A 23,901-nucleotide genomic window follows, 5' to 3' on the forward strand; every position below is an offset into this window, starting at 1 on the left:
AACCGCGAAGCAAGAGTGTGATGTCTCATTTAGCGATTGCAGCATTGGGGGGAATAGGCGAGAAGAGCCCCGCTTTTCCAGCCGAAATGGACCGTAAATATGTCAGACGCAATACGGGCAGTGATCCTCGGCATCATCGAGGGCGTGACCGAGTTCCTTCCCGTATCCTCGACCGGCCACCTCTTGATCGCCGAGCGCTTCTTCCATCTCGGCGAAGGCGCGTTCTGGGATTCGTTTACGGTTCTGATCCAGCTGGGTGCGATCCTCGCGATCGTCTGGCTGTATTTCAGGAAGTTGTGGGACGTGGTGATCGGCCTGTTCACGGGCGATGCCTATGCGCGCCGCTTCGTGATCGGCGTGCTGGTGGCGTTCCTGCCGGCCGTCATCGTCGGCCTCGTAGCCGGCAAATACATCAAGCTTGTGCTGTTCAATCCGTGGGTCGTCTGCTTCACGCTGATCGTCGGCGGTGCCGTCCTGCTCTGGGTCGACAAGCTCGAGCTCAAGCCGCGCGAGTACGACGCCACCAAGTTTCCGCTGCTGATGTATCTCTATATCGGCATCGCGCAGTGCGTGGCGATGATCCCGGGCGTGTCGCGCTCCGGCGCCAGCATCGTCGCTGCGATGCTCCTGGGGGCAGACAAGCGCGCGTCGGCGGAGTTCTCGTTCTTTCTCGCCATCCCCACCATGATCGGCGCGTTCGCTTACGACTTCTACAAAAGCCGCGCTGAGATGACGATGGACCACATGAACATCGTCGCGATCGGCTTCGTGGTCTCGTTCATCACCGCTGTCATCGTGGTGAAGACGTTTTTGACATACGTCACCCGCCACGGCTTCGTGCTGTTCGCCTGGTGGCGCGTCATCGTCGGCACGCTCGGCCTGATCGCGCTGGCGCTGGGGCGATAGACCTTAAGGTCTGTAGCCCGGATGGAGCGCAGCGTAATCCGGGGCCGGTATCACTTGGGGCACGATCCCGGATTACGCTGGCGCTCCATCCGGGCTACGCCACTACCACGCCTCAACGCAAAATAAGGTTTTGATCGGTAGTCAGTTTCCAATGCCGGGCGGCGCGCCCGGCCCAGGAGCTGAGCCATGACCCTCGTCAGCGGCTGGGGGCGTTTCCCGGTTGTCGATACCGAGATGCTGCGGCCGCGGTCGTTCGAGGCCGTAGGTGAAGCCATGGTGTCCGGCACGGTGGCGCGCGGCAATGGCCGCGCCTATGGCGATGCCGCGATCGGCGCCGCCAGGACCGTCGCGATGACGGGGTTCGACCGGGTCAGGTCGTTCGATCCGACGACCGGGCGCATTCGCCTCGAGGCCGGCATGCTGCTCTCGGACCTGATCGAGACATTTGGCCCGCGCGGTTTCCTGCCCTTCGTCGTGCCCGGCACGCGCTTCGTCTCGATCGGCGGCGCCATCGCGGCCGATGTGCACGGCAAGAACCATCATTGTGAAGGCGGCTTCGGCCGCTATGTCGACAGCATCCTGCTGCGCACGGGCCAGGGCGAGGTGATCGAAGCCTCGCGCGAGCAGAACTCCGATGCGTTCTTTGCAACCGTCGGCGGCATGGGTCTGACCGGAATCATCCTTGAGGCGACGATGCGGTTGCGCAAGGTCGAAACGGGATGGATCCGCGAGCGCGTGATCTCGGCATCCGATCTCGATGCCGCGATGCGCGCGCTCGACGCGGGCGATGCCGCGACCTATTCGGTGGCATGGATCGATTGCGCGGCGCGAGGGCGGGATCTCGGCCGCTCGCTGATCTATCTTGGCGAGCACGCCGGCAAGGACGAGCTCCCTGCCGGCGCCGCCGCGTTTCCCACGGGGAAGGATCCCGACCTCGCGGTGCCGATCGATCTGCCCTCGCTGACGCTGAACCGCTTCAGCATCCGCGCCTTCAACGAGCTGTATTATCGCATGGGCGCGCGGCGCGCCGGCGGCAGCCATGTGGTCTCGCTCTATCCCTATTTCTTTCCGCTCGACAGCGTTGCCAACTGGAATCGCATCTATGGCAAGCGCGGCTTCCTGCAGCACCAATGCGTGATTCCTGAAAACGGCGCGCGCGCCGTGCTCGGCGAGATCCTCGATCGCGTGGCGCGGCGCGGCGATGCTTCCTTCCTCGCGGTGCTGAAGAAGCTCGGCCAGGGCGACGGCATCCTGTCGTTTCCGCTGCCCGGCTACACGCTGGCGCTGGATTTCCCTGTGAAGGGCGACATCCTGAGCTTCCTCGACGAGATCGACGGTCTCATCGTCGCGGCCGGCGGGCGTCTTTATCTCGCCAAGGATGCGCGACAGTCGCGTGCGACGCTCAGAGCCGGCTATCCCGCTCTGTCGCGCTTCAACGCGATCCGCAAATCGCTCGATCCCGCCGGCAACATCCGCTCGAAGCTTTCACAACGTCTGTTTGATGAGGTCTAGGCCGTGACGTCGCGCAAGTCCGTTTTGGTGCTGGGTGGCTCCTCCGATATCGGCCGCGCCGCCGCCCGCGCCTTTGCCAAAGCGGGATACGATGTCGGCCTCGCCGGCCGGGACGTCGGCGTGCTCGAGCCTGATGCCGCCGATCTGCGCGCGCGCTACAATGTCGATGTCGGTCTCCATAAATTCGACGTGCTCGACACCCGCGTCGTTCGAGAGCTTCGTCGGCGGCCTCCCGGCGTTGCCTGATGTCGTCGTCTCGATCGTCGGCCTGCTCGGTGTGCAGCAAAATGCCGAGAGCGATCTCGCCCACGCCACCACGATCATGCGCTCGAACTACGAGGGACCGTCGCTGATCCTCGGACTGTTCGCGGAGAAATTTCTGGCGCGCGGCAGCGGCACGCTCGTCGGCGTGTCGTCGGTTGCCGGCGATCGCGGCCGCGCTTCGAACTATGTCTATGGTTCGGCCAAGGCCGGCTTCTCCGCCTTCCTGTCCGGCCTGCGCGCCCGCGCCAGCAGCAGTGGCGTTCACGTGGTCACGGTGAAGCCCGGCTTCGTCCGCACCAAGATGACGGAAGGCATGAAGCTGATCGGCCCGCTCACCGTCGAGGCGGGCGTGGTGGGCGACGCGATCCTTCAGGCGGTCGAGAGGAAAACCGACGTCGTCTATGTCAGCGGCAAATGGCGCCTCGTGATGCTGATCATCAAGACGCTGCCGGAAGCGGTGTTCAAGAAGCTGAAGTTTTGAAAGCTGTGGGACGGATCAGCCCTCATGCCAGCGGCAGTGCGCCCCCTCGCCCCGTTCTTACGGGGCCGCGACGAGCTTCGCTCGCGCTGAGAGGGTTGGGGTGAGGGGCCTCTCTCCACACGTGGGGTCTTCGTGAGACCTGTACCCCCTCACCCGATCGCTTCGCGATCGACCTCTCCCCGCAAGCGGGGCGAGGTAAAGAAGACCCCTCACACGCTCATGCGCTGGAACTGACCGGCCGAGCGGAAGCGCCAGAGATATTGCGGGGCGATCGCCTCCAGCGAATCGGGCGTGATGCCGAGGCCTTCCAGCGTCAGGCCGGCTGCCTTCGCCGCATCGGACACGACATTGTCGCGCTCGAGCAGCGTGACCTGATCGGGCGTCAGCTTGAACGCGCCTGGCGCGAATTGCAGGAAATTGGCCTGGAAGCGGGCGAGGCCGAACGACAGCGGCACCAGCATCCGTTTGCGGTCGGTGATGCCGAGGATGGTCTGGATGATCTCGCGCATGGTCAGCACCTCCGGCCCGCCGAGCTCGTAGGTGGCCCCCGCCTTGGCCTTGCCGTCGGCAGCATCCGCGATCGCGGTGGCGACGTCGCCGACATAGACCGGCTGCATCCGGGTCGTCCCGCCGATCAGCGGCAGCACCGGCGACATCCGGGCCAGCGCGGCAAAGCGGTTGGTGAACTGGTCCTCGGGGCCGAACATCACGGAGGGGCGGAAGATCGTGGCGGAGGGAACCGCGGCCAGGACAGCGGCTTCGCCGGCCGCCTTGGCCCTGGCATAGCGCGAGGGCGATTCGGCGTCGGCGCCGATCGCGGAGACATGCACCAGCTGGGCCCCGCCGGCGGCCGCCGCCTTGGCGACGGTTTCGGCGCCCTTGGCCTGGACGGCGTCAAAGGTCTGCGCACCGCTCTCGGTGAGGACGCCCACGAGGTTGATCACGACATGCGAATCACGCAGCGCCGCCTCGACCGAGGCCGGATAGCGCAGATTCGCCTGCACGGTGTGGACCTGCCCGACCCGGCCGAGCGGCTGGAGGTATCCGGCGAGTTCCGGCCGCCGCACCGCGACCCGGACCCGGTAATCGCGCTTGCACAGGGCGCGGACGACGCTGCGGCCCAAAAAGCCCGATCCGCCGAAAACCGTGACGAGCGTGTCCAGATTCGATGCCATCGGGGGGTCCATTCCTGCGGAAAAGAGTGCGTCTTGTCAGGCTTTTATCGGGCCGGTTTGCGATGCGCAATCGGCATCCCGAACCGGGCCTCAAGCATGAATTGACAACGGCGTCACCGAACCGTAGTAACCGCCTCCGTGCCCCAAACGGCATGCCCAGGTGGTGGAATTGGTAGACGCGCTGGCTTCAGGTGCCAGTGGCTTAACGGCCGTGAAGGTTCGAGTCCTTTCCTGGGCACCATCCCCTGCTCAAGCGATTGAAATCGCTCATCCGCAGGACACCGAGCTGCTGACCGGTCCACGACACGGAAGCACAGCGCTCATGGCGCGCCGAATGGCCGTCGTCGCCACGTCGGAAGATGCCGGCAAGGCCGGTGCCCCCGAGCCCCCTAGGAGGCCTCAGTGCTCGTTGACCGCAGCGCCGAGCTTCATCAGGCTCAGCGAGCGGTTCGCGGTCTCGCGCAGGCGGCAGTAGCTCGCGCCGCCCCGGTACATGCCGGGGTCGACGTTGTCGAAGACCGCGCAGAGGCGATCACGCGACGCGGCGAAAATTTTCTGCGAGTCATTGACCGCCTTGATCGCGTCGGCGAACCCGCCGACCTGAACCTTCTTCAGCGCCTCACTGGTTTTCTGCGTCCAGACGGCGAGTTCGCGCGCCGCGCAGGCCTTCCATCTGGCGACATCGTCATTCGCGCCCTCTGCCGCCTTGATGCAGGGGTCGGCGACGAGCCCGACGCAGGCGCCGCCGAAACCGCCGGTTTTCTCCACCTTCTTCAGGCAGGCATCGATCACGGCAAGGTCGGCTGGCGCGGTGCTTTGGGTGGTGTCTTGGGCGAAAGCCATCGATGCCAGCGGGAGGCCTGCGGCGAGGATCGCGGCGGCAAGTTTGAATTTCACTGGAGATCTCCGTTCGGCGCATCGATGCAACCTTGGTCACCGAAGGCCCGGCGTGGGTTCACCCGAATGTGGAGCAGGAGCCGCTCCCTCACACCACCCGCGACCCCGTCCGCTCCGCGACCGCCTTCTGCACAAAATACATCATCACTAGCGTGACGATCGTCGTGGTCACGACGACGTAGCCGATCCGGTCGAAATGGAGCAGCGCGCCATCGGGTGCTTGCGCGATGATCGCGCCGGCGAGCACCGAGCCGAGCCCGCCGGAAAGCTGTTGCAACGAGGCGCTGACCGCGCTGAACGAGCCGCGCTGCCTCGCATCGGGGATCGCGGACATCATCGCCTGCGACGGGATCATCCGCGAGAAGATGCCGACGAACATCAGCACGTTGACCAGAATCGCGGTCGCGAGCGAGACGTGGCCGAGATGGGTGTAGATCAGCACCATGACGACGGTCATCGCGCAGCCGAACACGAAGGTCGGATATTTGCCGAACGCGTCGCTGGCCCGGCCGACCAGCGGTCCGGTGACGATGCTGAACAGGCCGGAAACGAGGTAGATCGTCGGCAGATGCGTGATGTCGATGCCGAGATTGTGCACGGTATAGGCGCTGGAGAACGGCATCAGCATGTAGCCGCCGGTCGCCAGCAGCGTCGTGACGGCGAAGGCCAGCGTGTAGCGCGGCTGACCAATCGTCGCGATCAGATGATGGAACGGGTTTCTGTCCTGCTTCAGTTTCAGATGCGCATCGACCGGCTCCATGACGAAGGCGATGATCGCGATTGCCGCGATCGACAGGACGACGATCGCAACGAAGCAGACATGCCAGTTCCAGTGATTGGCGAGAAACAGGCCGGCGGGAATGCCGAGCACCTGGCTCGCGGCGAACGCCGTCTGAATGAAGCCCATCACGCGGCCGCGCATCTGCAGCGGAAACAGGTCGGTAATGATGGCGAGCACGACCGAACCGATCACGCCGCCGAACAATCCGGTCACGATCCGGCCGATCAGCAGCACATGGTAATTCTGCGCGGCGGCGCAGAGCAGGGTGCCGAGCGCGAAGCCGACATAGAAGAACAGCAGCAGGCGCTTGCGATCGAAGCGATCGGCAAAGCCGGCGGCGAGGATGCCCGATAGTCCCGCACTGAACGCGTAGGCGGACACCGCGACGCCGAACTGCCCGGCCGTGATGTCGAGCGCGGGCATCAGGATGGCGCCGAGCGGCGACATGATGATGAAATCGAGGATGATCGTGAACTGCGTGAACGCGAGCAGCGCGATGAGAAGCGCCTGGTAGCGCGAGAAGCCGCGCTGGCTTTGGTCGTCGATCGGCGCGGCGAGCGTCTGTTCGGTCATGGCACCTGATTCAGGAGTGGGAGCCCTGGCGAGGGAAATTGGCAGATAGGGTGGGCCGGGACGATGTCCACGGCGCGCGAAGCAAAAGTTCTGCCGGAACAGGAAGCTCGCGCCGGATTGTGGGGTCCGGGCAACAGCGCCTGGGGCGGAAGCCGTCCCCACCTTTCCAGGCGAATTAAGCCGCCTTTAGCGAATGATCCCATAGGGTTGGCCGTCCATTTCCTGCTCCCCGGCCGAATACCGGCCATGTCGCGGCAAGTCAGAGCGTTTTCGAATGGAGCAGCGTGCCTCCCAGTATGATCCTGGCGTCTCCGAGCCGCCGGCAACCCCGGTAGCCGCCCGGACGCTCGTCATCGATCTCGAAGGCGCGCTGCTGCGCTCCGAGCTGCTGATGGAGGCGCTGTTCTCCAGCCCCGGTCGCATGCTGGCGCGCTTCGGCGCGGGCGGACGGGCGGGCATGGCGGCGCTCACGGAGATCCTGGCGCGGGCCGAGATCGACTACGCCCATCTGCCCTACGATTCCGACGTGCTGAACCGGGCGCTGGCGGCGCGGGCGCGGGGTGAGAAGATCTATCTCGTCGCGGGACGCTTTGCCGATCATGCCGCTGCCATCGCGGCGCATCTCGGCTTCGATGGCGTGGTCACGCCGGCCGACCTCGCTGCGGGCAGCCTGCCGTACGATCCTGCCTCGATCGCGCGCATCGAAAATCGCGGCGTGCGCAAAGCCAGTCTCAAGACCTGGGCCAAGGCGCTGCGCGTCTATCAATACGCCAAGAACACGCTGGTGTTCGTGCCGGTGATCACCGCGCATCAGCTGAATCTGCCGACGCTAGGCCATGCGCTGCTGGCGTTCCTGGCGTTCTCGGCCTGCGCGTCGGGCGCCTATCTGATGAACGATCTGCTCGATCTCGCCGCGGACCGGCAGCATCCGACCAAGCGCCATCGCGCGCTCGCGGCCGGCGATCTGCCGATCTCCTCCGCGCTGTCGGCGATCCCCGCGTTCTGGTTGTTCGCGGTCGCAGCCAGCCTCTGGATCTCGCCGCTGTTCCTCGGCGTGCTGGGCGTCTATCTCGCCACCACGATCGCCTATTCGCTCGTGCTCAAGCGCAAGATGCTGGTCGACATCGTCACGCTCGCCGGTCTGTACACGCTTCGCATCGTCGCCGGTGCGGTTGGCGTCGGCGTGGTGTTGTCGGAATGGCTCTTGATCTTCTCGCTGTTCGTGTTCACCTCGCTGGCGCTGATCAAGCGCTTCAGCGAGCTCAGCATGCGCGAGAGTGCGGGGCTCGCCGATCCCTCCAACCGCGACTATCGCGTCACCGACCTGCACGTCATCGCCGCGATGGCGGCGGCGAGCGCGATGAACGCGGTGACCGTGTTCTCGCTCTACGTCTCGTCCTCCGCGGTGACGCCGCTCTACAGCCGTCCCTGGATGCTGTGGCTGCTCACTCCGCTGCTGCTGTACTGGTTCGGCCGCGCTTTGATGATGGCGCATCGCCGCGAGATGCCGGACGATCCGATTTTGTACGCCTTCCGGGACGGCCCCAGCCGCATCGCGGTCGCGGCGATGATCTGCATCATGCTCGCCGCGATCTGACCGGCCCGTAAGGTCACGCCGCCGCTTGCGTGAGCTGTCGCCAGTGGCTACATCGCGATCCATCCAATTAGCCTATGATATCGACGCACCGATTCGACCCGAGGTTTTGACCCGCCATGACCGTACGCCTGCACCGCGGCGACCTGCCCGACCTGTCCCGCTACACCGGAGCGGTGGCGATCGATACCGAGACCATGGGGCTGAATCCGCACCGTGACCGGCTCTGCGTGGTGCAGCTTTCGCCCGGCGACGGCAGCGCCGACGTGGTGCAGATCCCCAAGGGCCACACCGACGCGCCGAACCTGAAGGCGCTCCTGGCCAACCCGGCCGTCACGAAAATCTTCCACTTCGCGCGGTTCGATATCGCGGTGCTGTACCAGACCTTCGGCGTCATGACCGGACCGATTTATTGCACCAAGATTGCCTCCCGCCTGACCCGCACCTACACCGACCGCCACGGCCTCAAGGACCTCGTGCGCGAGGTGCTCAACATCGACCTCTCCAAGCAGCAGCAGTCCAGCGACTGGGGTTCCGACAGCCTGACCGAGCCGCAGCTCGCCTACGCCGCCTCCGACGTGCTGCATCTGCATGCCTTGCGCGAGCGGCTCGATGCCATGCTGGTGCGGGAAGGCCGCAGCCAGCTGGCGCAGGCCTGTTTCGACTTCCTGCCGACCCGCGCCCTGCTCGATCTCCAAGGCTGGGCGGAAGAGGACATTTTCGCGCATTCCTGAAGGCTTTGCGCGGCGATTAGCCTGAGGTTGCCGCCCCGTTTCGGACACTTTCGTAACGGCCTGTCGCCGGCTGCATATTTGGGCGGCGCGGGATAGAATGGGGTGCCCCTCAACCGGACAAGGCGAGCGACAGTTCAGGAGCCCAGGCAAGTAGGAACCCAGGTGAATTCGGCCCAGAATCCCACCTACGACGCCGCGCTTGCGGCGAAGTTCGCCAGCGCGGCGCGCCACAGCCGCCTGGTGCGGATTTTGCGCATCGCTGTGCCGGGTGCGGTGCTGTTGTCCATGGCCGCCATCGTCGGCGTCTCGATCTTCAATCCGTTCCGCATGCTGATGCCGAAGCTGCCGCTCGATTCCGGAAATCTGGTGGTGTCGGGCACCAAGATCACGATGGAATCGCCGCACCTCGCCGGTTACACGCCGGACCAGCGGCCCTACGAGCTCTGGGCCAAGACCGCGACGCAGGACATCACCGACCCCGATCATGTCGATCTATCGGATTTGCGCGCGAAGGTGCTGATGGAGGATCAATCGACGCTGTTCCTCGATGCCCGCACCGGCCGCTTCGACAACAAGCAGCAGCAGCTCGATCTGCGCAAGGACATCTTCCTGCGCACCTCGACCGGCTATGAGGCGCGGCTGAACTCCGCCTTCGTCGACATGGGCAAGGGCACGGTCACCTCGGACGAGCGCGTCGACGTCAAGCTGACCAATGGCACGGTGAGCGCGGATCGCCTGCGAATTACCGAAGGCGGTGACGTCATCCGCTTCGAGGGCAATGTGGTGATGCATCTGGACAAGCTGGATGAGCCCGCTGCTGTTCAGCCTGCACCGCCCGAGCCTGCGCCGACGAAGACACGCACGCCTCAAAACAAGTCTGCCAATTCGAAGTGATTTCCATGATGAACTGTTTTCCGCGTGACGCTGTTGTCAGCAAGGCCGCGCTCGCCGTAGGCCTCGCGCTGCTCGTCACCGGTGCGGCCCTTGCGCAGAGCACGATGCAGGGCGTGCCCAATGCGATGCAGGGTTTTTCGCAGAACCGCGATCAGCCGATCCAGATCGAAGCCGCCTCGCTCGAGATGCGCGACAAGAAGAAGGAGGCGACCTTCGCCGGCAATGTGAAGGTCGTGCAGGGCGACACCACCATGACCTCGAAGACGCTGGTGGTGTTTTACGAGTCAGGCGGCGACAACAAGCCGGCTGCGCCGCAGCCCGCGGCGAAGGGGACGAAATCGGCGCCGATGCAGTCGGCGACGCCCGGGCCGGGCGGCAGCTCCTCGATCAAGCGGCTGGAGGCGCGCGGCAATGTCGTGGTCACCCAGAAGGACCAGGTGGTGACGGGCGAGACCGCGGTGTTCGACACCAAGACCAACCTCATCACCATGCTCGGCGGCTCGGGCCAGGTGGTCCTGACCCAGTGCAAGAACGTGCTGCGCGGTGACCGCCTGATGGTCGACATGACGACCGGCGTGTCACGTGTGGAATCCGACAACGGCCGCGTGCAGGCGCTGCTGCCGCAGGGCGGCAGCAATGATTGCGGCCAAGGGAGCAAACCCGGTGCGGCGCCGCCCTTGCAACTGCCCGGCGCAAGTAAACAAAAGTAAATTCAACAGCTTGCTTCGGTTGCTCCCGATCCGAGGTTGAAGCCTGCCCGGCGAGACTGTATCTAGCGCGCGGGGCTTTCGAAGCGGGGTCCGCCGCTTTTCGGGCGTGTTTCACTGGGCATGAGACATCCCTTCACTCATGCTGCGTCGGCGAATCGGGCTGGCGCGGCAGATCGCGCGGATTTCGCGCAAGACGACGCGAAAGGCTAGAAGGCGGGGATGGTCGATCTCTTCAGCATGTTCCGTCGGCGCCCCGCCAAGCGCGGCCGGCCAGGATTTGCGCGTCAGGACATCACCGCGCTCGGTGACAGCGTCGGCGGCCTCGTACCCAGTCCTATCAGGGACGCGCCGCCGATCGCCCGCGACCAGCCGCGCGCGCCCGACCAGTTCCAGGGAGGCTATGAGGCCGACTATCAAGCCGAGCCCCGTCCGCAGGCGGTTCATCCCGTCAGGAGCGCCGCCAGGTCCAACGGTGCCGGCGGGCCGCAGCTGCTGAAGCGGCCCGGCTTCCTGGCTGTGCATAGCGTGGAAAAGGCCTTTGGCAGCCGTCAGGTGGTGCGCGGCGTCAGCATCTATGTCCGCCGCGGCGAGGCGGTTGGCCTGCTCGGCCCGAACGGCGCCGGCAAGACCACCGTGTTCTACATGATCACCGGCCTGATCAAGGCCGATCGCGGTGCGATCGAGCTCGACGGCCACGACGTCACGAAGCTGCCGATGTATCAGCGCGCGCGGCTCGGCATCGGCTATCTGCCGCAGGAAGCCTCGATCTTCCGCGGCCTCACCGTGGAGCAGAACATCCGCGCCGTGCTCGAAGTGGTCGAGCCCTCGCGCAAGAAGCGCGAGCAGCAGCTCGACTCGCTGCTCGACGAGTTCAACATCACGCGCCTCAGGAAATCACCGTCGATCGCGCTGTCCGGCGGCGAGCGGCGCCGCGTCGAGATCGCGCGCGCGCTGGCCACGCGGCCGAACTACATGCTGCTCGACGAGCCCTTCGCCGGCATCGACCCGATCGCGGTCGGCGACATCCAGGACCTCGTCCGCCATCTCACCAATCGCGGCATCGGCGTGCTCATCACCGATCACAATGTCCGCGAGACACTCGGCCTCACCGACCGTGCCTACATCGTCTATGCCGGAGAAATCTTGACCGAGGGAACTCCGGATGAGATCGTTGCGGATCCGGACGTGCGCCGCCTCTACCTTGGCGAGGAATTCCGCCTCTAGCCCTTTTTTCCAATACGTCAAGCCGTGTACATCGTGCCAAGACTAGGATAAGCAAAAATCGGACCAATTTTTGGGAACGGTTCTTGCTTCATGGCGCTCACGCAGAGATTAGAGTTCCGGCAATCGCAGTCGCTGGTCATGACGCCGCAGCTGATGCAGGCGATCAAGCTGCTGCAATTGTCCAACCTCGATCTCACGACCTTCGTGGAGGAGGAGCTCGAGCGAAACCCGCTGCTGGAACGGGCCAGTGACGAGGCCCCCGCGGGCGAAGCTCGGGCCGAAGCCAGCCAGTACAGCGATAACGACGATTTCGGCGGCGGAAGCAGCGACGAACCGGGCGGCGGTCCGGGCGAGGCCTTCGAGCCGGGCCAGGAAGAATGGATGAGCAAGGATCTCGGCACCCGCGCCGAGATCGAGCAGACCCTGGACACCGGCCTCGACAACGTCTTCTCCGAGGAGCCGGCCGAGACCGCGGCGCGCAACGCCCAGGATGCCGTTCCGACCACCTATACCGAATGGGGCGGCGGCGCCTCTGGTGACGAAGACTACAATCTCGAAGCTTTTGTCGCGGCCGAGACAACGTTGTCGGACCACCTCGCCGAGCAGCTCTCGGTCGCCTTCACCGCACCCGCCCAGCGCATGATCGGCCAGTACCTGATCGATCTCGTCGACGAGGCCGGCTATCTGCCGCCCGATCTCGGCCAGGCCGCCGAGCGTCTTGGCGCATCGCAAGCCGAGGTCGAGGACGTCCTCGCCGTGCTGCAAAAATTCGACCCGCCCGGCGTCTGCGCGCGCTCTTTAAGCGAGTGCCTGGCGATCCAGCTGCGCGAGCTCGACCGCTACGACCCCGCGATGCAGGCCCTGGTCGAGCATCTCGACCTGCTCGCCAAACGCGACATCGTTGCCTTGCGCAAGATCTGCGGCGTCGACGACGAGGACATCGCCGACATGATCGGCGAGATCCGCCGCCTCAATCCCAAGCCGGGCATGAAGTTCGGCTCGGCGCGCTTGCAGACCATGGTGCCCGATGTCTATGTCCGTCCGGGCCCCGACGGCGGCTGGCATGTCGAGCTCAATAGCGACACCTTGCCGCGCGTGCTGGTGAATCAGACCTATTATTCCGAGCTGTCGAAGAAGATCGGCAAGGACGGCGACAAGTCGTATTTCACCGACGCGCTCCAGAACGCGACCTGGCTCGTGCGCGCGCTCGACCAGCGCGCCCGCACCATCCTGAAGGTTGCAACCGAGATCGTGCGCCAGCAGGACGGCTTCTTCACCCATGGCGTCGCGCATCTGCGGCCGCTCAATCTGAAGGCCGTCGCCGATGCCATTCAGATGCATGAATCCACGGTGTCGCGCGTCACCGCCAACAAATATATGGCGACCAACCGCGGCACGTTCGAGCTGAAATATTTCTTCACGGCCTCGATCGCCTCGGCCGACGGCGGCGAGGCCCATTCGGCGGAAGCCGTGCGTCACCACATCAAGCAGCTGATCGATTCGGAGGAGCCCTCCGCGATCCTGTCGGATGACACCATCGTGGAACGCTTGCGCGCCTCGGGCATTGATATTGCCCGCCGCACGGTCGCGAAGTACCGCGAAGCCATGCGCATACCCTCCTCGGTGCAACGCCGCCGCGACAAGCAGAGCGCTCTTGGTAACGTCCTCTCTACCGCCTTGTCCGATCGCTCCCGCAATCCCGAACCGGCCTGATTGCGCTGGCAGCAAATCGCGCTACTCTCGATTTCCCATCGAGACCGATCCAAGCTGGGCACCAACCAAGCGAGGCATCACATGACTCTCAGAATCTCGGGAAAGAGCATCAGCGTCGGCGAGGCCCTGCGCGGTCGCGTTGCCGACCGCACCGACGAGGTGCTGCGCAAATATTTCGACGGCAACTATTCCGGCCACATCACGCTCAGCAAGGACGGCTTCGGCTTTCGTACCGATTGCGCCCTGCATCTCGATTCGGGAATCACGCTGGAGGCCGATTCGAACGCGCCGGATGCCTATGCCAGCGCCGACCAGGCGCTGCTGATGATCGAGAAGCGGCTGCGTCGCTACAAGAACCGGCTGAAGGACCGCTCCGCGCGCAAGGCCCATGCCGCCTCCGAAGCGATGGCCGCGCTTGACGCCACCAGCTATGTGCTGGAAGCGCCTGGAGAGGGCGAAGAGGAAATCACCGGCTACAGTCCCGTCATCATTGCGGAGCAAACCACGTCGCTGAAGCGGCTCTCGGTCAGCGAAGCGGTCATGGAACTCGACCTCAGCGGGGCACCCTGTCTGGTGTTCCAGCACGGTTCGTCCGGCCGGGTGAACATCATTTACCGCCGGGCGGACGGCAATGTGGGCTGGATTGACCCGCCGGGGGCGAATGTGAACGGCCAGTCGGACGGTTAGGCCCGGGACCCGGGCCCGTACCATCCCGGCCCTTAACAATGACGGGGGCAAAGCTGCATGCGGGAGTTGGCACCGGGATTGCGTTGGAGTAGAAGCCCCCCCACATCTGGACTTGGTAGGACTTGGGCTAAGTCCGCCTCCTGCTTCATGTTATTGACGCCGGCCCAGCTTGGTCTATCAAGCTGGCCAAATCGGAACCTGACGGTTTAATTCACCTCGGAAAGCTTCCATGCCGATTACCGATCTGGTCGCACCCGAGGCGATTCTCCCGGCATTGAAAGTCAACAGCAAGAAGCAGGCCTTGCAGGAACTCGCGGCCAAGGCCGCCGAGCTGACCGGGCAGAACGAGCGCTCGGTGTTCGAGGTGCTGCTGCAACGGGAGAAGCTCGGCACCACCGCGGTCGGCTATGGCGTCGCCATTCCGCACGGCAAGCTGCCCAAGCTGGAAAAGATTTTTGGCCTGTTCGCGCGGCTCGATCGCCCGATCGATTTCGAGGCCATGGACGGCCAGCCGGTCGATCTCGTCTTCCTGCTGCTCGCCCCCGAAGGCGCCGGCGCCGATCACCTCAAAGCCCTCGCCCGCATCGCCCGCCTGCTGCGCGATCAGGACATCGCCAAGAAGCTCCGCGCCTCGCGCGATGCCCAAGCGATCTATTCGGTGCTGGCCCTGCCGCCGGCGACTGCGGCGTAGCCACTCGTCGATATCGCCGGGGGCCTCGAGCCTTGGGAACGCCGACCGCGCGAAGGCGGTCGCGACGGGTACTAAAGAAAATATTAACCGTGCTTCAGGAAGGTCAGCTCATGGCCAGCCTGCACACCGTCGCGGATTCCGAGGCATACGACAGCGCGATCCGGAAAGCGCCCGGCGTCGGCGTGGAAACGCTTGCCAGAACCGTGATCCGCGGCTCGATCACCGTCAACGTTGTCGCGTCGATGGGGGTCTTCAATCCTGCGCTGCTTCCCGCAGAGTTGAGCTATCTGCAACAGGCCGTCGCGCTCTTGATGTGGATCGTCCTGATCTACGCCAGTGCCTTCGTGCGTCCATGCGTGCGCGTGCAGCCCAATCCCGATCTCATCGCGCTGGTCGCATTCTATGCTCTCGCCGCCGTTTCCGTTCTCTGGACCAGCCTCGCCGCCGCAGCGATCATGAAGAGCGCGGCCCTTGTGGTGACGACTTTCGGTGCGTACTGCCTCATCACGCGTATCGACATCGACGAGATCGTCGGATCGGCGGCGCTGGGGCTCCTCATCCTGGTCGCCGCCTCGGCCTTGTGTGCGGTCTTCGTGCCCGAGATCGGCGTCGACCAGAGCTGGATGCACAATGGCCAGTGGCAAGGGATCTATGAATCGAAGCAGACGCTCGGCTTCATCAGCGCCTATCTGATGTTCTTTGCCTGCTATCAGAAGATGACGGGCCAGGGGTGGACCGCTTTTCTCGCAACGTTTCTCCTGGCATCGACCTGCGTCATCGCCTCGGAATCACGCGGTGCCGGTGCCGTTGCAATTGCCGCGGGCGGGCTGCTCGTGACCTCGATGTGGTCGATCCGCTGCATGAGAGTCTACGCGGTGCTGCCGTTCGTCATGTGCATCCTGGCCGCGCTGCTGATCCTGTATTTCTATGTCACGGGGTACGATTCCATTCATCTCGGCGAATCGACCATCAATCTGACCGAGCGGACCTTCATTTGGCAGTACGCCATCAGCCATTTCAACGATGCGCCGCTGCTGGGCTTTGGCATCAACGGATTCTGGACGCGGCCTGCGATCTACGATTACTTCAACCAGAACCATGGCTGGGTGCTCGACAATTATCATAGCGGCTACATCGCCGTGGCCATGGAAACGGGATTTCTGGGATACGTGCTGTTCGTCGCGAGCGTTTATCTGTTCTCGGGAAAGGTGCTGTATTTGATCGCCACTCGGTCGATCGATCGTTGTCACTGCGCTCTCATCATCGGATTTGTCGTCCTCAGCTTTCAATCGAATTTCACGGAGACGATGTTCCTTCGCTCGACAATGTTCACGTCGGTGCTGCTCGTCGCATTCTTCTTCGCAGTGTGCAGGCCGGTGCCGCAGCAACCCCTGCAGCCGTGATGGAGCAAGCGATGAATGCCATCTGCGCCCGCTGGTCGGTAGCGTTCGGTCTCGCCTTGGCAATATCCGTGCTTGCGATCTTCTCCCAGGCCGAGGCAGCCAGGAAGGCCACCGCGCCCGCTCTCCCAAAATTGGGACGCGGCATCAACATCCTTGGCTACGATGGCATCTGGGAGGGTGGCCGGAACGCCCCTTTTCGTCTGGACAACCTCATTGCGATCAGAAAGGCCGGGTTCTCGCACGTTCGGATCAATTTCTTTGCCTTCAAGTTCATGGGCCCCGGGAATCTGCTAGATGAAATCGTCTTGAGGCGGCTTGATGCCGCTATCGAGGAAGTGCTCGCCCGGGATCTCATCCCGATCCTGGACGAGCACGATACCCAGGTCTGTCAGCGCGACGTCTCAGAGTGCGCCGAGAAGCTGAAAGCGTTCTGGACGCAAATCGCCGCGCGCTATGCCGGAAAAAATCCGAAGCTTGTCTTCGAGGTGCTCAATGAGCCGGGCGGGCAGATGACGTCCGCCGCCTGGAATGCCCTTCTGAACGAGTGTCTCGGCATCATCCGCGCCACCAACCCCCGGCGGACGATCATCGCTGCGGTTCTCAACGTCGATGACATGCCTGTCGAGGACCTGGTCCTGCCGTCAGATGACCGAAACCTCATCGTGACGTTTCACTATTACGCGCCGATCCGTTTCACCCATCAGGGCGCACCGTGGTCGCCGACGTTCTCGCGAATCGGCCCGCTTGATTGGGGCACTCCGGAGGACGAAGAGAGGGCTCGCGCCGATTTCGATAAGATTCGGTTCTGGTCCGAACGGGAAAAGCGCCCGATCTATCTCGGCGAGTTCGGAGTGTACGAGGCCGCTCCGGCCGAAGCTCGGACGAGATATCTGTCGTTCGTGGCGCGAAGTGCGGAGCGGCTTGGCTGGGCATGGGCCTACTGGCAGTTCGACCATGATTTCGCTGCCTTCGACAGCGCGCGCCAAACCTGGAAGCCAGACATCATGCGGGCGCTGATTCCAGCGGGGCGCTGAAGCGGGGGCGCGACTTGAACTCTGCCGCGCCGGCGTGAAGCATTCTCCGGTTCGGTGCGCTGCAGAGCTGGGGCCCATTTCGCCGAGGAGAATCGGTGTTTGCATTGGGTCCCGGCTCTGCGCCGCACCGCTTCGCGCTCGTCTGCCTTTGTCGAAAACTAAGCTCACAGCGTCGTCGTCACGCTCAAGGCGCCATACGGCAGCGCTCTGCGTCCAATTCACGCAAGCTGCATTTCCAAAAGTATCTGGGTGTTGCTGACTGAGTACAGCGTGCCTGAGTCAGGCGGTGTATCTTGCCAGTGTTTTCTATTGCTGATTGTCGAGGGAATCACGATGAAGCGACTGCTACTGGCGACGTCGGCTCTGATTGTCGCAGGCTCCGCTCAGGCCGCAGATCTGGGGGCGCGTTCCTACACGAAAGCCCCGATCGCGGCAGCGGTGCCTTTCAGCTGGACCGGCTGCTATGTCGGCGGCCATGTCGGCGGCGGTGCGAGCCGGACGGGCTTCACGGATCCCGGCATCGGAACGGGGGCGCTTATCGCGCCTGCAATGACCATAGGCAATGTGCCTGGTGATCGCATTGGGGTAAACGGAGACGTCGGAGTTGTAGGGGGCATTCAGGCTGGTTGCGACTACCAATTTGCCAGCAACTGGGTGCTCGGGATTGCCGGCGATTTCACGGCCACCGATCTTCACGGCACCGCCAACGATCCCTTCTTCGCCGGAAAGACCGGCGCGCCCGCCACTCTATCGAGCCGCACCGACTGGGTCGCCAGCGTCACGGGTCGGATCGGCTACACATGGGATCGCTTCCTCGTTTATGGCAAGGGCGGCGTCGGGTTTGCGCATGACCGGTACAATCTGAACAATTTCACGACGATTGGCGGCTTCGTTTGTCCCGGCGTGGGATTCCTCGTTTTTGAGCCCTGTAATTCAAGCGCCAGCACCGATCGTGTCGGCTGGGTGGCAGGTGCCGGTGTCGAATGGGCCTTCGCCCCCAACTGGTCGGCCCTGATCGAGTACACTCACTACGGCTTCGACAGCAAGCGCGTGGGGTTCACCAATCCAGTCGCCGCCACCACCGCGTTGATCGATATTCGTCAGGACATCGACATCGTGAAGGTCGGCATCAACTATCGGTTCGGCGGATCACCCGTCGTCGCGAAGTACTGATCGATCGGCCGACGTGAAGCGGCCGGGCTCAACCCCGCGCCGCTTCCATGCGGTTCACGATCCGCCGCCCGATCGGGCTCTTTAGCCAGGCCTGGAAACCCGGCCTGTCCCAGCTCATCCGGCGCAGCACCAGCAGCGATCCATCCGTGTGCGACCGCACCGGATTGTCGGGTTCTGGCTCGAGCGTCCAGCCGAGCTTCGACAGATATTCAATGGTCGTCTGGTTTCGTTCCAGCACGAAAGCGCGGATGCGGTTCAGCTTGAGATCGTCGAACACGAACTTGAGCAGCGGGATGAAACTGTTCACCGTTGCTCCGGCATTGCGGTGCTCCTTTTCTCCGATCACGGCGCTGACGAGCGCCTCGCTCGCCGCCGCGTTGATGTCGAGGCGGATGAAGCCGACATGCGCGCGGCTGCCGCGCTCGAAAATCCCGAGCAGAAGCCGTTCGCGCTGATCGAAGGATTTGATGTATTCGGCGATATCAGCCTTGGTCATCGCGCGCGGTGAGGTGTTGAGGACGTGGACCGTCCAGGGATCGGACAACCAGTCCGCCCAGCGCTGCGAGGCATCGTCGCGCTTGATGGTGCGCAGGAAATAGCGCCCGGCCGGAAACCACAATTGTTGCTTGGCGAGACGTTCCATTTTCGGCGGCATGCCGCATCTAAGCAGCTTCGAGTCGGACGATCAATTTGTATGGCGCAACGTGCAGGTCTCGAATGGCTGGCTCCATCTGTTCAAAAGCAAAACGGGCACGCCTTCGCGCGAAGGCATGCCCGCTTGAAACTCTATTCCTGCGACGCGCGTACGCTCAGTGCACGCTCACCGCTTGCAGCTCGTCGCTCCAGGCGTTGGCGATCGCGGCTTCGCGGCTGTCGGTCAGCATGATCGGCGAGACGCCTTCGTGGGTGCGCTTCAGCAGACCGTCGGCAGCAGGCGCCGGACTTCGTCGAGCAGCTCGGGAACCGCCATCTTGTCACCCGCGAGGTGCTTGAGCAGCGCACTCTGGAATAGACCGTCGAACAGCGCATAGAGCGCGCCTGGCGACGACGCCGGCCGCTTGCCGCCGAGCTCGGCATAGCGAGAGGCAATGCGCCAGATCATCGCTTCCAGGCTCTTGTCGATCTCGAGTACATCCTTGCGAAACGCCGCCTCGAACATCGCCTGCGAGCGCAGGTCGTACCAAAGCCGGTGCATGCGGGCTTCGTTCTGCAGCGTTGCTGCGAGCTTGGCGAGGAAGCCCTCCGTCAATTCGTCGCGGCTCGTTGCTGTCGCGACGACCTCGTCATAGCGCGTCACGCACTTCGCCTTGTAGTGGCGAACGCAGCAGCAGATCAGGTCGAGCTTGTCGCTGAAATAATAGTGAAACACGCCGTGCGTGAACGCCGAGTTCTGCGCGATCTCCCGCAGGCTGGTCCGGGCGAAGCCAAGCTCTCCAAGCGTTTCGAGCGCGGCCTCGGCAAGCTCGATGCGTCGCGCGTTGAACTTCTCGTCGCGCAGCGCCTCGGCCGCATCGGCCACACGCCGGGCCGCCCCCGTCACCTGCCGCGCCATGTCGTCCCTTCCTCAGTACCGTTCTTTCAAGGACTTATACCGCGTCGACCGCGGAATAGCTCCATCCCCTCACAACCACTTCCTTAGACAACTGTCAAATTCGAACTTGACAAGTGTCAAGATTCTGGCGGAGGTTCGGCCCAATATTTTTGGACAGCCGTCAAGACGTCCGACCATGGAGGAACGCTTCGCTGGGTGCGGTCGAAAGGCCTGCGTCCAGCGACCTGGCGCGCGCGCCGATTGGCGCAGCACGAATCAATCACCAGCAACGGAGGAGTGCGTCATGAGTGGAAAGAGCCTTGCAGGCAGGAAAGCCCTGGTCACCGGCGGTGCCCGGGGAATCGGCGCGGCCATCGCGCAGGCGTTGGCGCGCGCCGGCGCCTCGATCATGATCGCCGACATTCTGGAGGAGACCGGCCGCGCCAGCGCGGCGGGAATCGCGAAGGAAGATGTCGCGACGGGCTTCGTCCAGCTCGACGTCACCGACGACGCGCAATGGGAGCGGGCGGTGGCCAAGACTGTCGCCACCCTCGGCGGCTACGACATCCTCATCAACAATGCCGGCATTGAGATCACGTCGCTGGTCAGCGAGATCAGAGCCGAGGATGCGCGGCGGATGTGCGACGTCAACATCGTCGGCACCGTGCTCGGCATGAAGCACGCCTTCCGCGCGATGCGGCCGGGCGGACCGGCGGGCAAAGGTGGCGCGGTCGTCAACATCGCTTCTGTCGCGGCGACGATCGCCTTCCCGAGCATCGCGGTCTATTCCGGCACGAAATCTGCGGTCGATCGCATGACACGGGTCGCTGCGATGGAGGCCGGCAAGCTCGGTTATGGCGTGCGCGTCAACTGCATCTATCCCGGCTTGATCCCGACCGACATGGGCCTGCAGCTGGCCAACGACATCGTGAAGATCGGCCTCGCGCCCGACGTCAACGCCGCGGTCGGCTCAGTGGTGGAGCAGACGCCTCTCGGCAAGCTCGCGGAGGTCGCCGACATCGCCGACGCCGCGGTGTTCCTGTGCTCGAACGAGGCGCGCTTCATCACCGGCATCGGACTGCCGGTCGATGGCGGCATGGGAATGTAGCAGAGAACCCGATAACGAACATTTCGGAGGAACGAGAATGAGCGCGAAGAAGCCCGTCATCGTCTATGGCGCGTCCGGCTACACCGGCCGGCTGGTCTGCGAATATCTGCGCGAGTACAGCATCCCCTTCATCGCCGCCGGCCGCAGCGCGGAGAAGCTCAACGCCGCAATGAAGGCGAACGTGGCCGGTATCGAGACCGCCGACTACGAGGTGGTGGAAGTGCCGCACACCGCGAGCGCACTGACGGAGTTGTTCAACGGTGCCTCGGTGGTGCTCAACACCGTGGGCCCCTTCGCCAAGTTCGGCACCGAGGTGGTGCAGGCGTGTTGGGCTTCCCGATGCCACTACACCGACACCACCGGCGAGCAGGACTGGCTGATCACGCTCGAGCAGGAGTGGGGCACGAAGTTCGCCAACGCCGGCTTGCTGCTCGCGCCGGGCATCGCGCAGATGTACACCACCGGCGAGATCGCCGCGCAGCTGTGCCTGGAGACGCCCGGCCTCGACACACTGGATATCGCCGTGTTCTGGGGCGGCAGCCCGACCATCGCCTCGACGCAGACCATCCTGGTCAACGCCGCGATGGCAAAGGCCTACTATTTGGAACAGAACAGGTATGTCGAGCATCAGCCCGATGCCGGTCTCTACAACCTCGCCATCCCCGGCCAGCATGAGTTGGCGCTGGCGCTGCCCTGGGGCGGCACCTCGCACCCGGTGTGGTTCAAGCGCGATCCGCGCGTGGCCAACGTGAAGGTGCTGGGCGGCGTGTTCAACCGCGCGCTGATGCTGGGCGTGCCGCAGATCGTCGCCGCTGCGCTGGAGGCGACCAAGGATATGAACCCCGACGACCGCTACGCCGCGCTGGCGCAGACTGCCGCCGGCGTGATGAACACCATGCCGCCGCGCGAGAACCCGCGCGTCAACAAGTCGATGGATTCGGTGCATGCCTCCGGCCCATTGGGGCGCGCGCACTGCGTCATCAACGGCAACAGCAATTACAAGCAGACCGGCTTGCTGCAGGCCTATGCCGCGGCGCACCTGCTGCAGCAGCCGCCCAAGCGCGTGGGCTTCGCCTCCGGTTGCCAAGCGTTCGGTCACCACGAACTACTCGGCCAGCTGCGTAGCTTCGGGCTGGTCAGCAGACCGATCCTCACCGTGCACGACTGAGCAAGATCGCGGGTGGCGCGGTCGCGCGCCACCCGCCAGCTGTTTCGGGGATTGATCATGCGCTTTATCGATTACCTCGACAAAGGTGCCTCGCTCGGCGCTGATGCGCCGTGCCTGACCATGGACGGGCGCGATCTCAGCTATCGCGAGGTGCAGTTGCTGAGCTACCGCGTCGCGCGCGGGCTCGCGCGATCGGGTATTGCTGCTGGCGAGAAGGTCGCAATCCTTTCCGGCAACGATCCGGTCGCGTTTGCATGCGTGTTCGGCATTTCCCGCGCGGGCTCGGTTTGGTGCCCGATCAATCCGCGCAACGAGGCGGCCGAAAACCGGCTCATCCTCGACCAATTCGACTGCAGCCTGCTGCTGTTTCATTCAAGCTTCGCGCCGATGATCGAGGCGGTGCGTGCAGAGCTGCCGAAGCTGCGCGTCCTCGTCTGCCTCGATGCCGAGTTGCCCTTCGCGCCCTCGTTCGACAGCTGGCTCGCTGGCCTTGCCGCCGACCAATATCAACGCGAGACGGTCGACGATCTCGCGATGATTCCCGGCACCGGCGGCACCACCGGAAAGCCGAAAGGAGTCATGCTGTCGGGCCGCAACATCGAGGCCATGACGGCACTGACGCTGATGGGCTATCCCTTCAAGGGTCGTCCGGTCTATCTCGCGCTCGCGCCGTTGACCCATGCGGCCGGTGTGCTGTGTTTCCCGATCATGGCGCTCGGCGGTCGCATCGTGATCATGCATCGCCCCGACATCGCCGAATTCCTCGATCTGATCGAGCGCTACCATGTCACGCACACCTTCCTGCCGCCGACCGTGATCTACATGCTGCTCGATCATCCCAAGCTCGACTCCGCGAAGCTCGGGTCTCTGCAATGCTTCTGGTACGGCGCGGCGCCGATCTCGGCCGCACGGCTTGCGGAGGCGCTCCAGCGCATCGGGCCTATGGCGCAGTTGTTCGGTCAGACTGAAGCGCCGATGATGATTTCGATGATGGCACCTAGCGAGCATTACAATGCTGATGGCACTATCGCGATGGAACGCCTCGCCTCGGCGGGGCGGATCAGCCCGTTGGTGCAGGCCGGCATCATGGATGGCGACGGCAATTTGCTGCCGACCGGTTCACGCGGCGAGATCGTGGTTCGCGGCTCGCTGGTGATGGAAGGCTACTACAAAAATCCCGAGGCCACGGCAGAGGCCTCCGCGCATGGCTGGCACCACACTGGAGACATCGGCTACATCGACGTCGGTGGCTACCTCTATATCGTCGATCGCGCCAAGGACATGATCATCACCGGCGGGTTCAACGTCTACTCGATCGAGGTCGAGAACGCGCTGCGGGCGCATGAGGCGGTACAGGATTGCGCCGTGATCGGGCTGGCGGACGAGAAATGGGGTGAGCGGATCGTCGCCGTGGTGCAGCCCCGTGCCGGCCAGAGCGTCGATGCGACGGCGCTGGCGGCGTTCGTCAAGCAGCGGATCGGCAGCGTCAAGACGCCGAAGCAGATCGAAGTCTGGGACGATCTGCCGCGCTCCAAGGTCGGCAAGGTGCTGAAGCCGGATATCCGTGCGCGGCTGGCAGGTCGCTCAGGCGACTAGAGCGTGATGGGTGTAGGTTAAATCGAGTTCGGCCGCTCTCTCCGTTCCCTTC

At 64.0% G+C, this 23,901-nt stretch carries 21 protein-coding genes, 1 tRNA gene and 2 pseudogenes; 18 read left to right on the forward strand and 6 right to left on the reverse strand.

Features of this window, described 5'->3' with window-relative positions; translation table 11 throughout:
* Positions 1 to 99 precede the first annotated feature (99 nt).
* The 3 genes and pseudogenes from ACVIIV_RS07170 (at position 100) to ACVIIV_RS07180 (ending at position 3,163) form a co-directional block, all read left to right on the forward strand.
* Positions 100 to 906, forward strand: a complete 807-nt coding sequence (locus ACVIIV_RS07170; protein ID WP_456743577.1) for an undecaprenyl-diphosphate phosphatase — start codon at positions 100 to 102, stop codon at positions 904 to 906.
* A 186-nt stretch (positions 907 to 1,092) separates the two neighbouring features.
* Positions 1,093 to 2,418, forward strand: a complete 1,326-nt coding sequence (locus ACVIIV_RS07175; protein WP_456743578.1) for an FAD-binding protein — start codon at positions 1,093 to 1,095, stop codon at positions 2,416 to 2,418.
* A 3-nt stretch (positions 2,419 to 2,421) separates the two neighbouring features.
* Positions 2,422 to 3,163 (forward strand): annotated as a pseudogene (locus ACVIIV_RS07180) (SDR family oxidoreductase).
* 209 nt (positions 3,164 to 3,372) lie between these two features.
* Here ACVIIV_RS07180 and ACVIIV_RS07185 read toward each other — a convergent pair.
* Complete coding sequence (locus tag ACVIIV_RS07185) at positions 3,373 to 4,338, reverse strand: complex I NDUFA9 subunit family protein (RefSeq protein WP_456743579.1); 966 nt, start codon at positions 4,336 to 4,338, stop codon at positions 3,373 to 3,375.
* Between the two features lie 154 nt (positions 4,339 to 4,492).
* On the opposite strand from ACVIIV_RS07185, the gene ACVIIV_RS07190 reads away from it, so the two are divergent.
* Positions 4,493 to 4,579 (forward strand) — tRNA-Leu (locus ACVIIV_RS07190).
* Between the two features lie 158 nt (positions 4,580 to 4,737).
* Here the strand turns inward: ACVIIV_RS07190 and ACVIIV_RS07195 are convergent.
* Both ACVIIV_RS07195 and ACVIIV_RS07200 read right to left on the reverse strand, forming a co-directional pair.
* Positions 4,738 to 5,235 (reverse strand): lysozyme inhibitor LprI family protein, encoded by a 498-nt coding sequence (locus ACVIIV_RS07195; protein WP_456743580.1) that lies wholly within the window; start codon positions 5,233 to 5,235, stop codon positions 4,738 to 4,740.
* A gap of 88 nt (positions 5,236 to 5,323) precedes the next feature.
* A complete protein-coding gene (locus ACVIIV_RS07200) occupies positions 5,324 to 6,589 on the reverse strand; it encodes an MFS transporter (protein WP_456743581.1) in 1,266 nt (421 codons plus the stop codon).
* 274 nt (positions 6,590 to 6,863) lie between these two features.
* Between ACVIIV_RS07200 and ACVIIV_RS07205 the strand changes: the two genes are divergently transcribed.
* The 11 genes from ACVIIV_RS07205 to ACVIIV_RS07255 all read left to right on the forward strand — a co-directional run bounded on the left by ACVIIV_RS07205 (position 6,864) and on the right by ACVIIV_RS07255 (position 18,446).
* Positions 6,864 to 8,186: a UbiA family prenyltransferase gene (locus tag ACVIIV_RS07205; protein WP_456743582.1), complete on the forward strand. Its 1,323-nt coding sequence runs from the start codon at positions 6,864 to 6,866 to the stop codon at positions 8,184 to 8,186.
* Between the two features lie 116 nt (positions 8,187 to 8,302).
* Positions 8,303 to 8,917, forward strand: coding sequence for a ribonuclease D (locus tag ACVIIV_RS07210; RefSeq protein WP_197955110.1), 615 nt, complete (start codon positions 8,303 to 8,305; stop codon positions 8,915 to 8,917).
* Positions 8,918 to 9,079: 162 nt separating this feature from the next.
* Positions 9,080 to 9,811 carry an LPS export ABC transporter periplasmic protein LptC gene (gene lptC / locus ACVIIV_RS07215; RefSeq protein WP_456743583.1) on the forward strand — a complete coding sequence of 244 codons (732 nt, stop codon included), beginning with the start codon at positions 9,080 to 9,082 and terminating at the stop codon, positions 9,809 to 9,811.
* A gap of 5 nt (positions 9,812 to 9,816) precedes the next feature.
* Positions 9,817 to 10,521 (forward strand): LptA/OstA family protein, encoded by a 705-nt coding sequence (locus tag ACVIIV_RS07220; RefSeq protein ID WP_456743584.1) that lies wholly within the window; start codon positions 9,817 to 9,819, stop codon positions 10,519 to 10,521.
* A 219-nt stretch (positions 10,522 to 10,740) separates the two neighbouring features.
* Entirely contained in the window at positions 10,741 to 11,745 is a 1,005-nt protein-coding gene (lptB, locus tag ACVIIV_RS07225; RefSeq protein ID WP_456743585.1) for an LPS export ABC transporter ATP-binding protein, read from the forward strand.
* A 90-nt stretch (positions 11,746 to 11,835) separates the two neighbouring features.
* Positions 11,836 to 13,458 carry an RNA polymerase factor sigma-54 gene (gene rpoN / locus ACVIIV_RS07230; protein WP_456743586.1) on the forward strand — a complete coding sequence of 541 codons (1,623 nt, stop codon included), beginning with the start codon at positions 11,836 to 11,838 and terminating at the stop codon, positions 13,456 to 13,458.
* Between the two features lie 81 nt (positions 13,459 to 13,539).
* Positions 13,540 to 14,145: a ribosome hibernation-promoting factor, HPF/YfiA family gene (hpf, locus tag ACVIIV_RS07235; protein ID WP_456743587.1), complete on the forward strand. Its 606-nt coding sequence runs from the start codon at positions 13,540 to 13,542 to the stop codon at positions 14,143 to 14,145.
* A gap of 229 nt (positions 14,146 to 14,374) precedes the next feature.
* Complete coding sequence (gene ptsN / locus ACVIIV_RS07240) at positions 14,375 to 14,836, forward strand: PTS IIA-like nitrogen regulatory protein PtsN (protein WP_008141251.1); 462 nt, start codon at positions 14,375 to 14,377, stop codon at positions 14,834 to 14,836.
* A 110-nt stretch (positions 14,837 to 14,946) separates the two neighbouring features.
* The gene (locus ACVIIV_RS07245; RefSeq protein ID WP_456743588.1) at positions 14,947 to 16,239 is read left to right on the forward strand and encodes an O-antigen ligase family protein; all 1,293 of its coding nucleotides are present in this window, start codon (positions 14,947 to 14,949) and stop codon (positions 16,237 to 16,239) included.
* Between the two features lie 11 nt (positions 16,240 to 16,250).
* Positions 16,251 to 17,273: a glycoside hydrolase family 5 protein gene (locus ACVIIV_RS07250; protein WP_456743589.1), complete on the forward strand. Its 1,023-nt coding sequence runs from the start codon at positions 16,251 to 16,253 to the stop codon at positions 17,271 to 17,273.
* Between the two features lie 333 nt (positions 17,274 to 17,606).
* Complete coding sequence (locus tag ACVIIV_RS07255; RefSeq protein WP_456743590.1) at positions 17,607 to 18,446, forward strand: outer membrane protein; 840 nt, start codon at positions 17,607 to 17,609, stop codon at positions 18,444 to 18,446.
* Positions 18,447 to 18,474: 28 nt separating this feature from the next.
* On the opposite strand, the gene ACVIIV_RS07260 is transcribed toward ACVIIV_RS07255, so the two are convergent.
* The 3 genes and pseudogenes from ACVIIV_RS07260 to ACVIIV_RS07270 form a co-directional block, all read right to left on the reverse strand.
* The gene (locus tag ACVIIV_RS07260) at positions 18,475 to 19,101 is read right to left on the reverse strand and encodes a GNAT family N-acetyltransferase (RefSeq protein ID WP_456743591.1); all 627 of its coding nucleotides are present in this window, start codon (positions 19,099 to 19,101) and stop codon (positions 18,475 to 18,477) included.
* A gap of 154 nt (positions 19,102 to 19,255) precedes the next feature.
* A pseudogene (locus tag ACVIIV_RS07265) lies at positions 19,256 to 19,339 on the reverse strand (DUF1150 family protein); the annotation flags it as partial.
* A gap of 20 nt (positions 19,340 to 19,359) precedes the next feature.
* Positions 19,360 to 19,998: a TetR/AcrR family transcriptional regulator gene (locus ACVIIV_RS07270; RefSeq protein WP_456743592.1), complete on the reverse strand. Its 639-nt coding sequence runs from the start codon at positions 19,996 to 19,998 to the stop codon at positions 19,360 to 19,362.
* A 283-nt stretch (positions 19,999 to 20,281) separates the two neighbouring features.
* Here ACVIIV_RS07270 and ACVIIV_RS07275 point away from each other — a divergent pair, with 283 nt between their 5' ends.
* From ACVIIV_RS07275 to ACVIIV_RS07285, 3 genes are read left to right on the forward strand one after another with little or no spacing between them, the layout of a single operon-like run.
* Positions 20,282 to 21,085 carry an SDR family NAD(P)-dependent oxidoreductase gene (locus tag ACVIIV_RS07275; protein WP_456743593.1) on the forward strand — a complete coding sequence of 268 codons (804 nt, stop codon included), beginning with the start codon at positions 20,282 to 20,284 and terminating at the stop codon, positions 21,083 to 21,085.
* Between the two features lie 37 nt (positions 21,086 to 21,122).
* Positions 21,123 to 22,253, forward strand: a complete 1,131-nt coding sequence (locus tag ACVIIV_RS07280) for a DUF5938 domain-containing protein (protein ID WP_456743594.1) — start codon at positions 21,123 to 21,125, stop codon at positions 22,251 to 22,253.
* 57 nt (positions 22,254 to 22,310) lie between these two features.
* The gene (locus ACVIIV_RS07285; protein ID WP_456743595.1) at positions 22,311 to 23,849 is read left to right on the forward strand and encodes an AMP-binding protein; all 1,539 of its coding nucleotides are present in this window, start codon (positions 22,311 to 22,313) and stop codon (positions 23,847 to 23,849) included.
* Positions 23,850 to 23,901 lie beyond the last annotated feature (52 nt).

The organism is Bradyrhizobium sp. USDA 4354 (genome assembly GCF_054060315.1).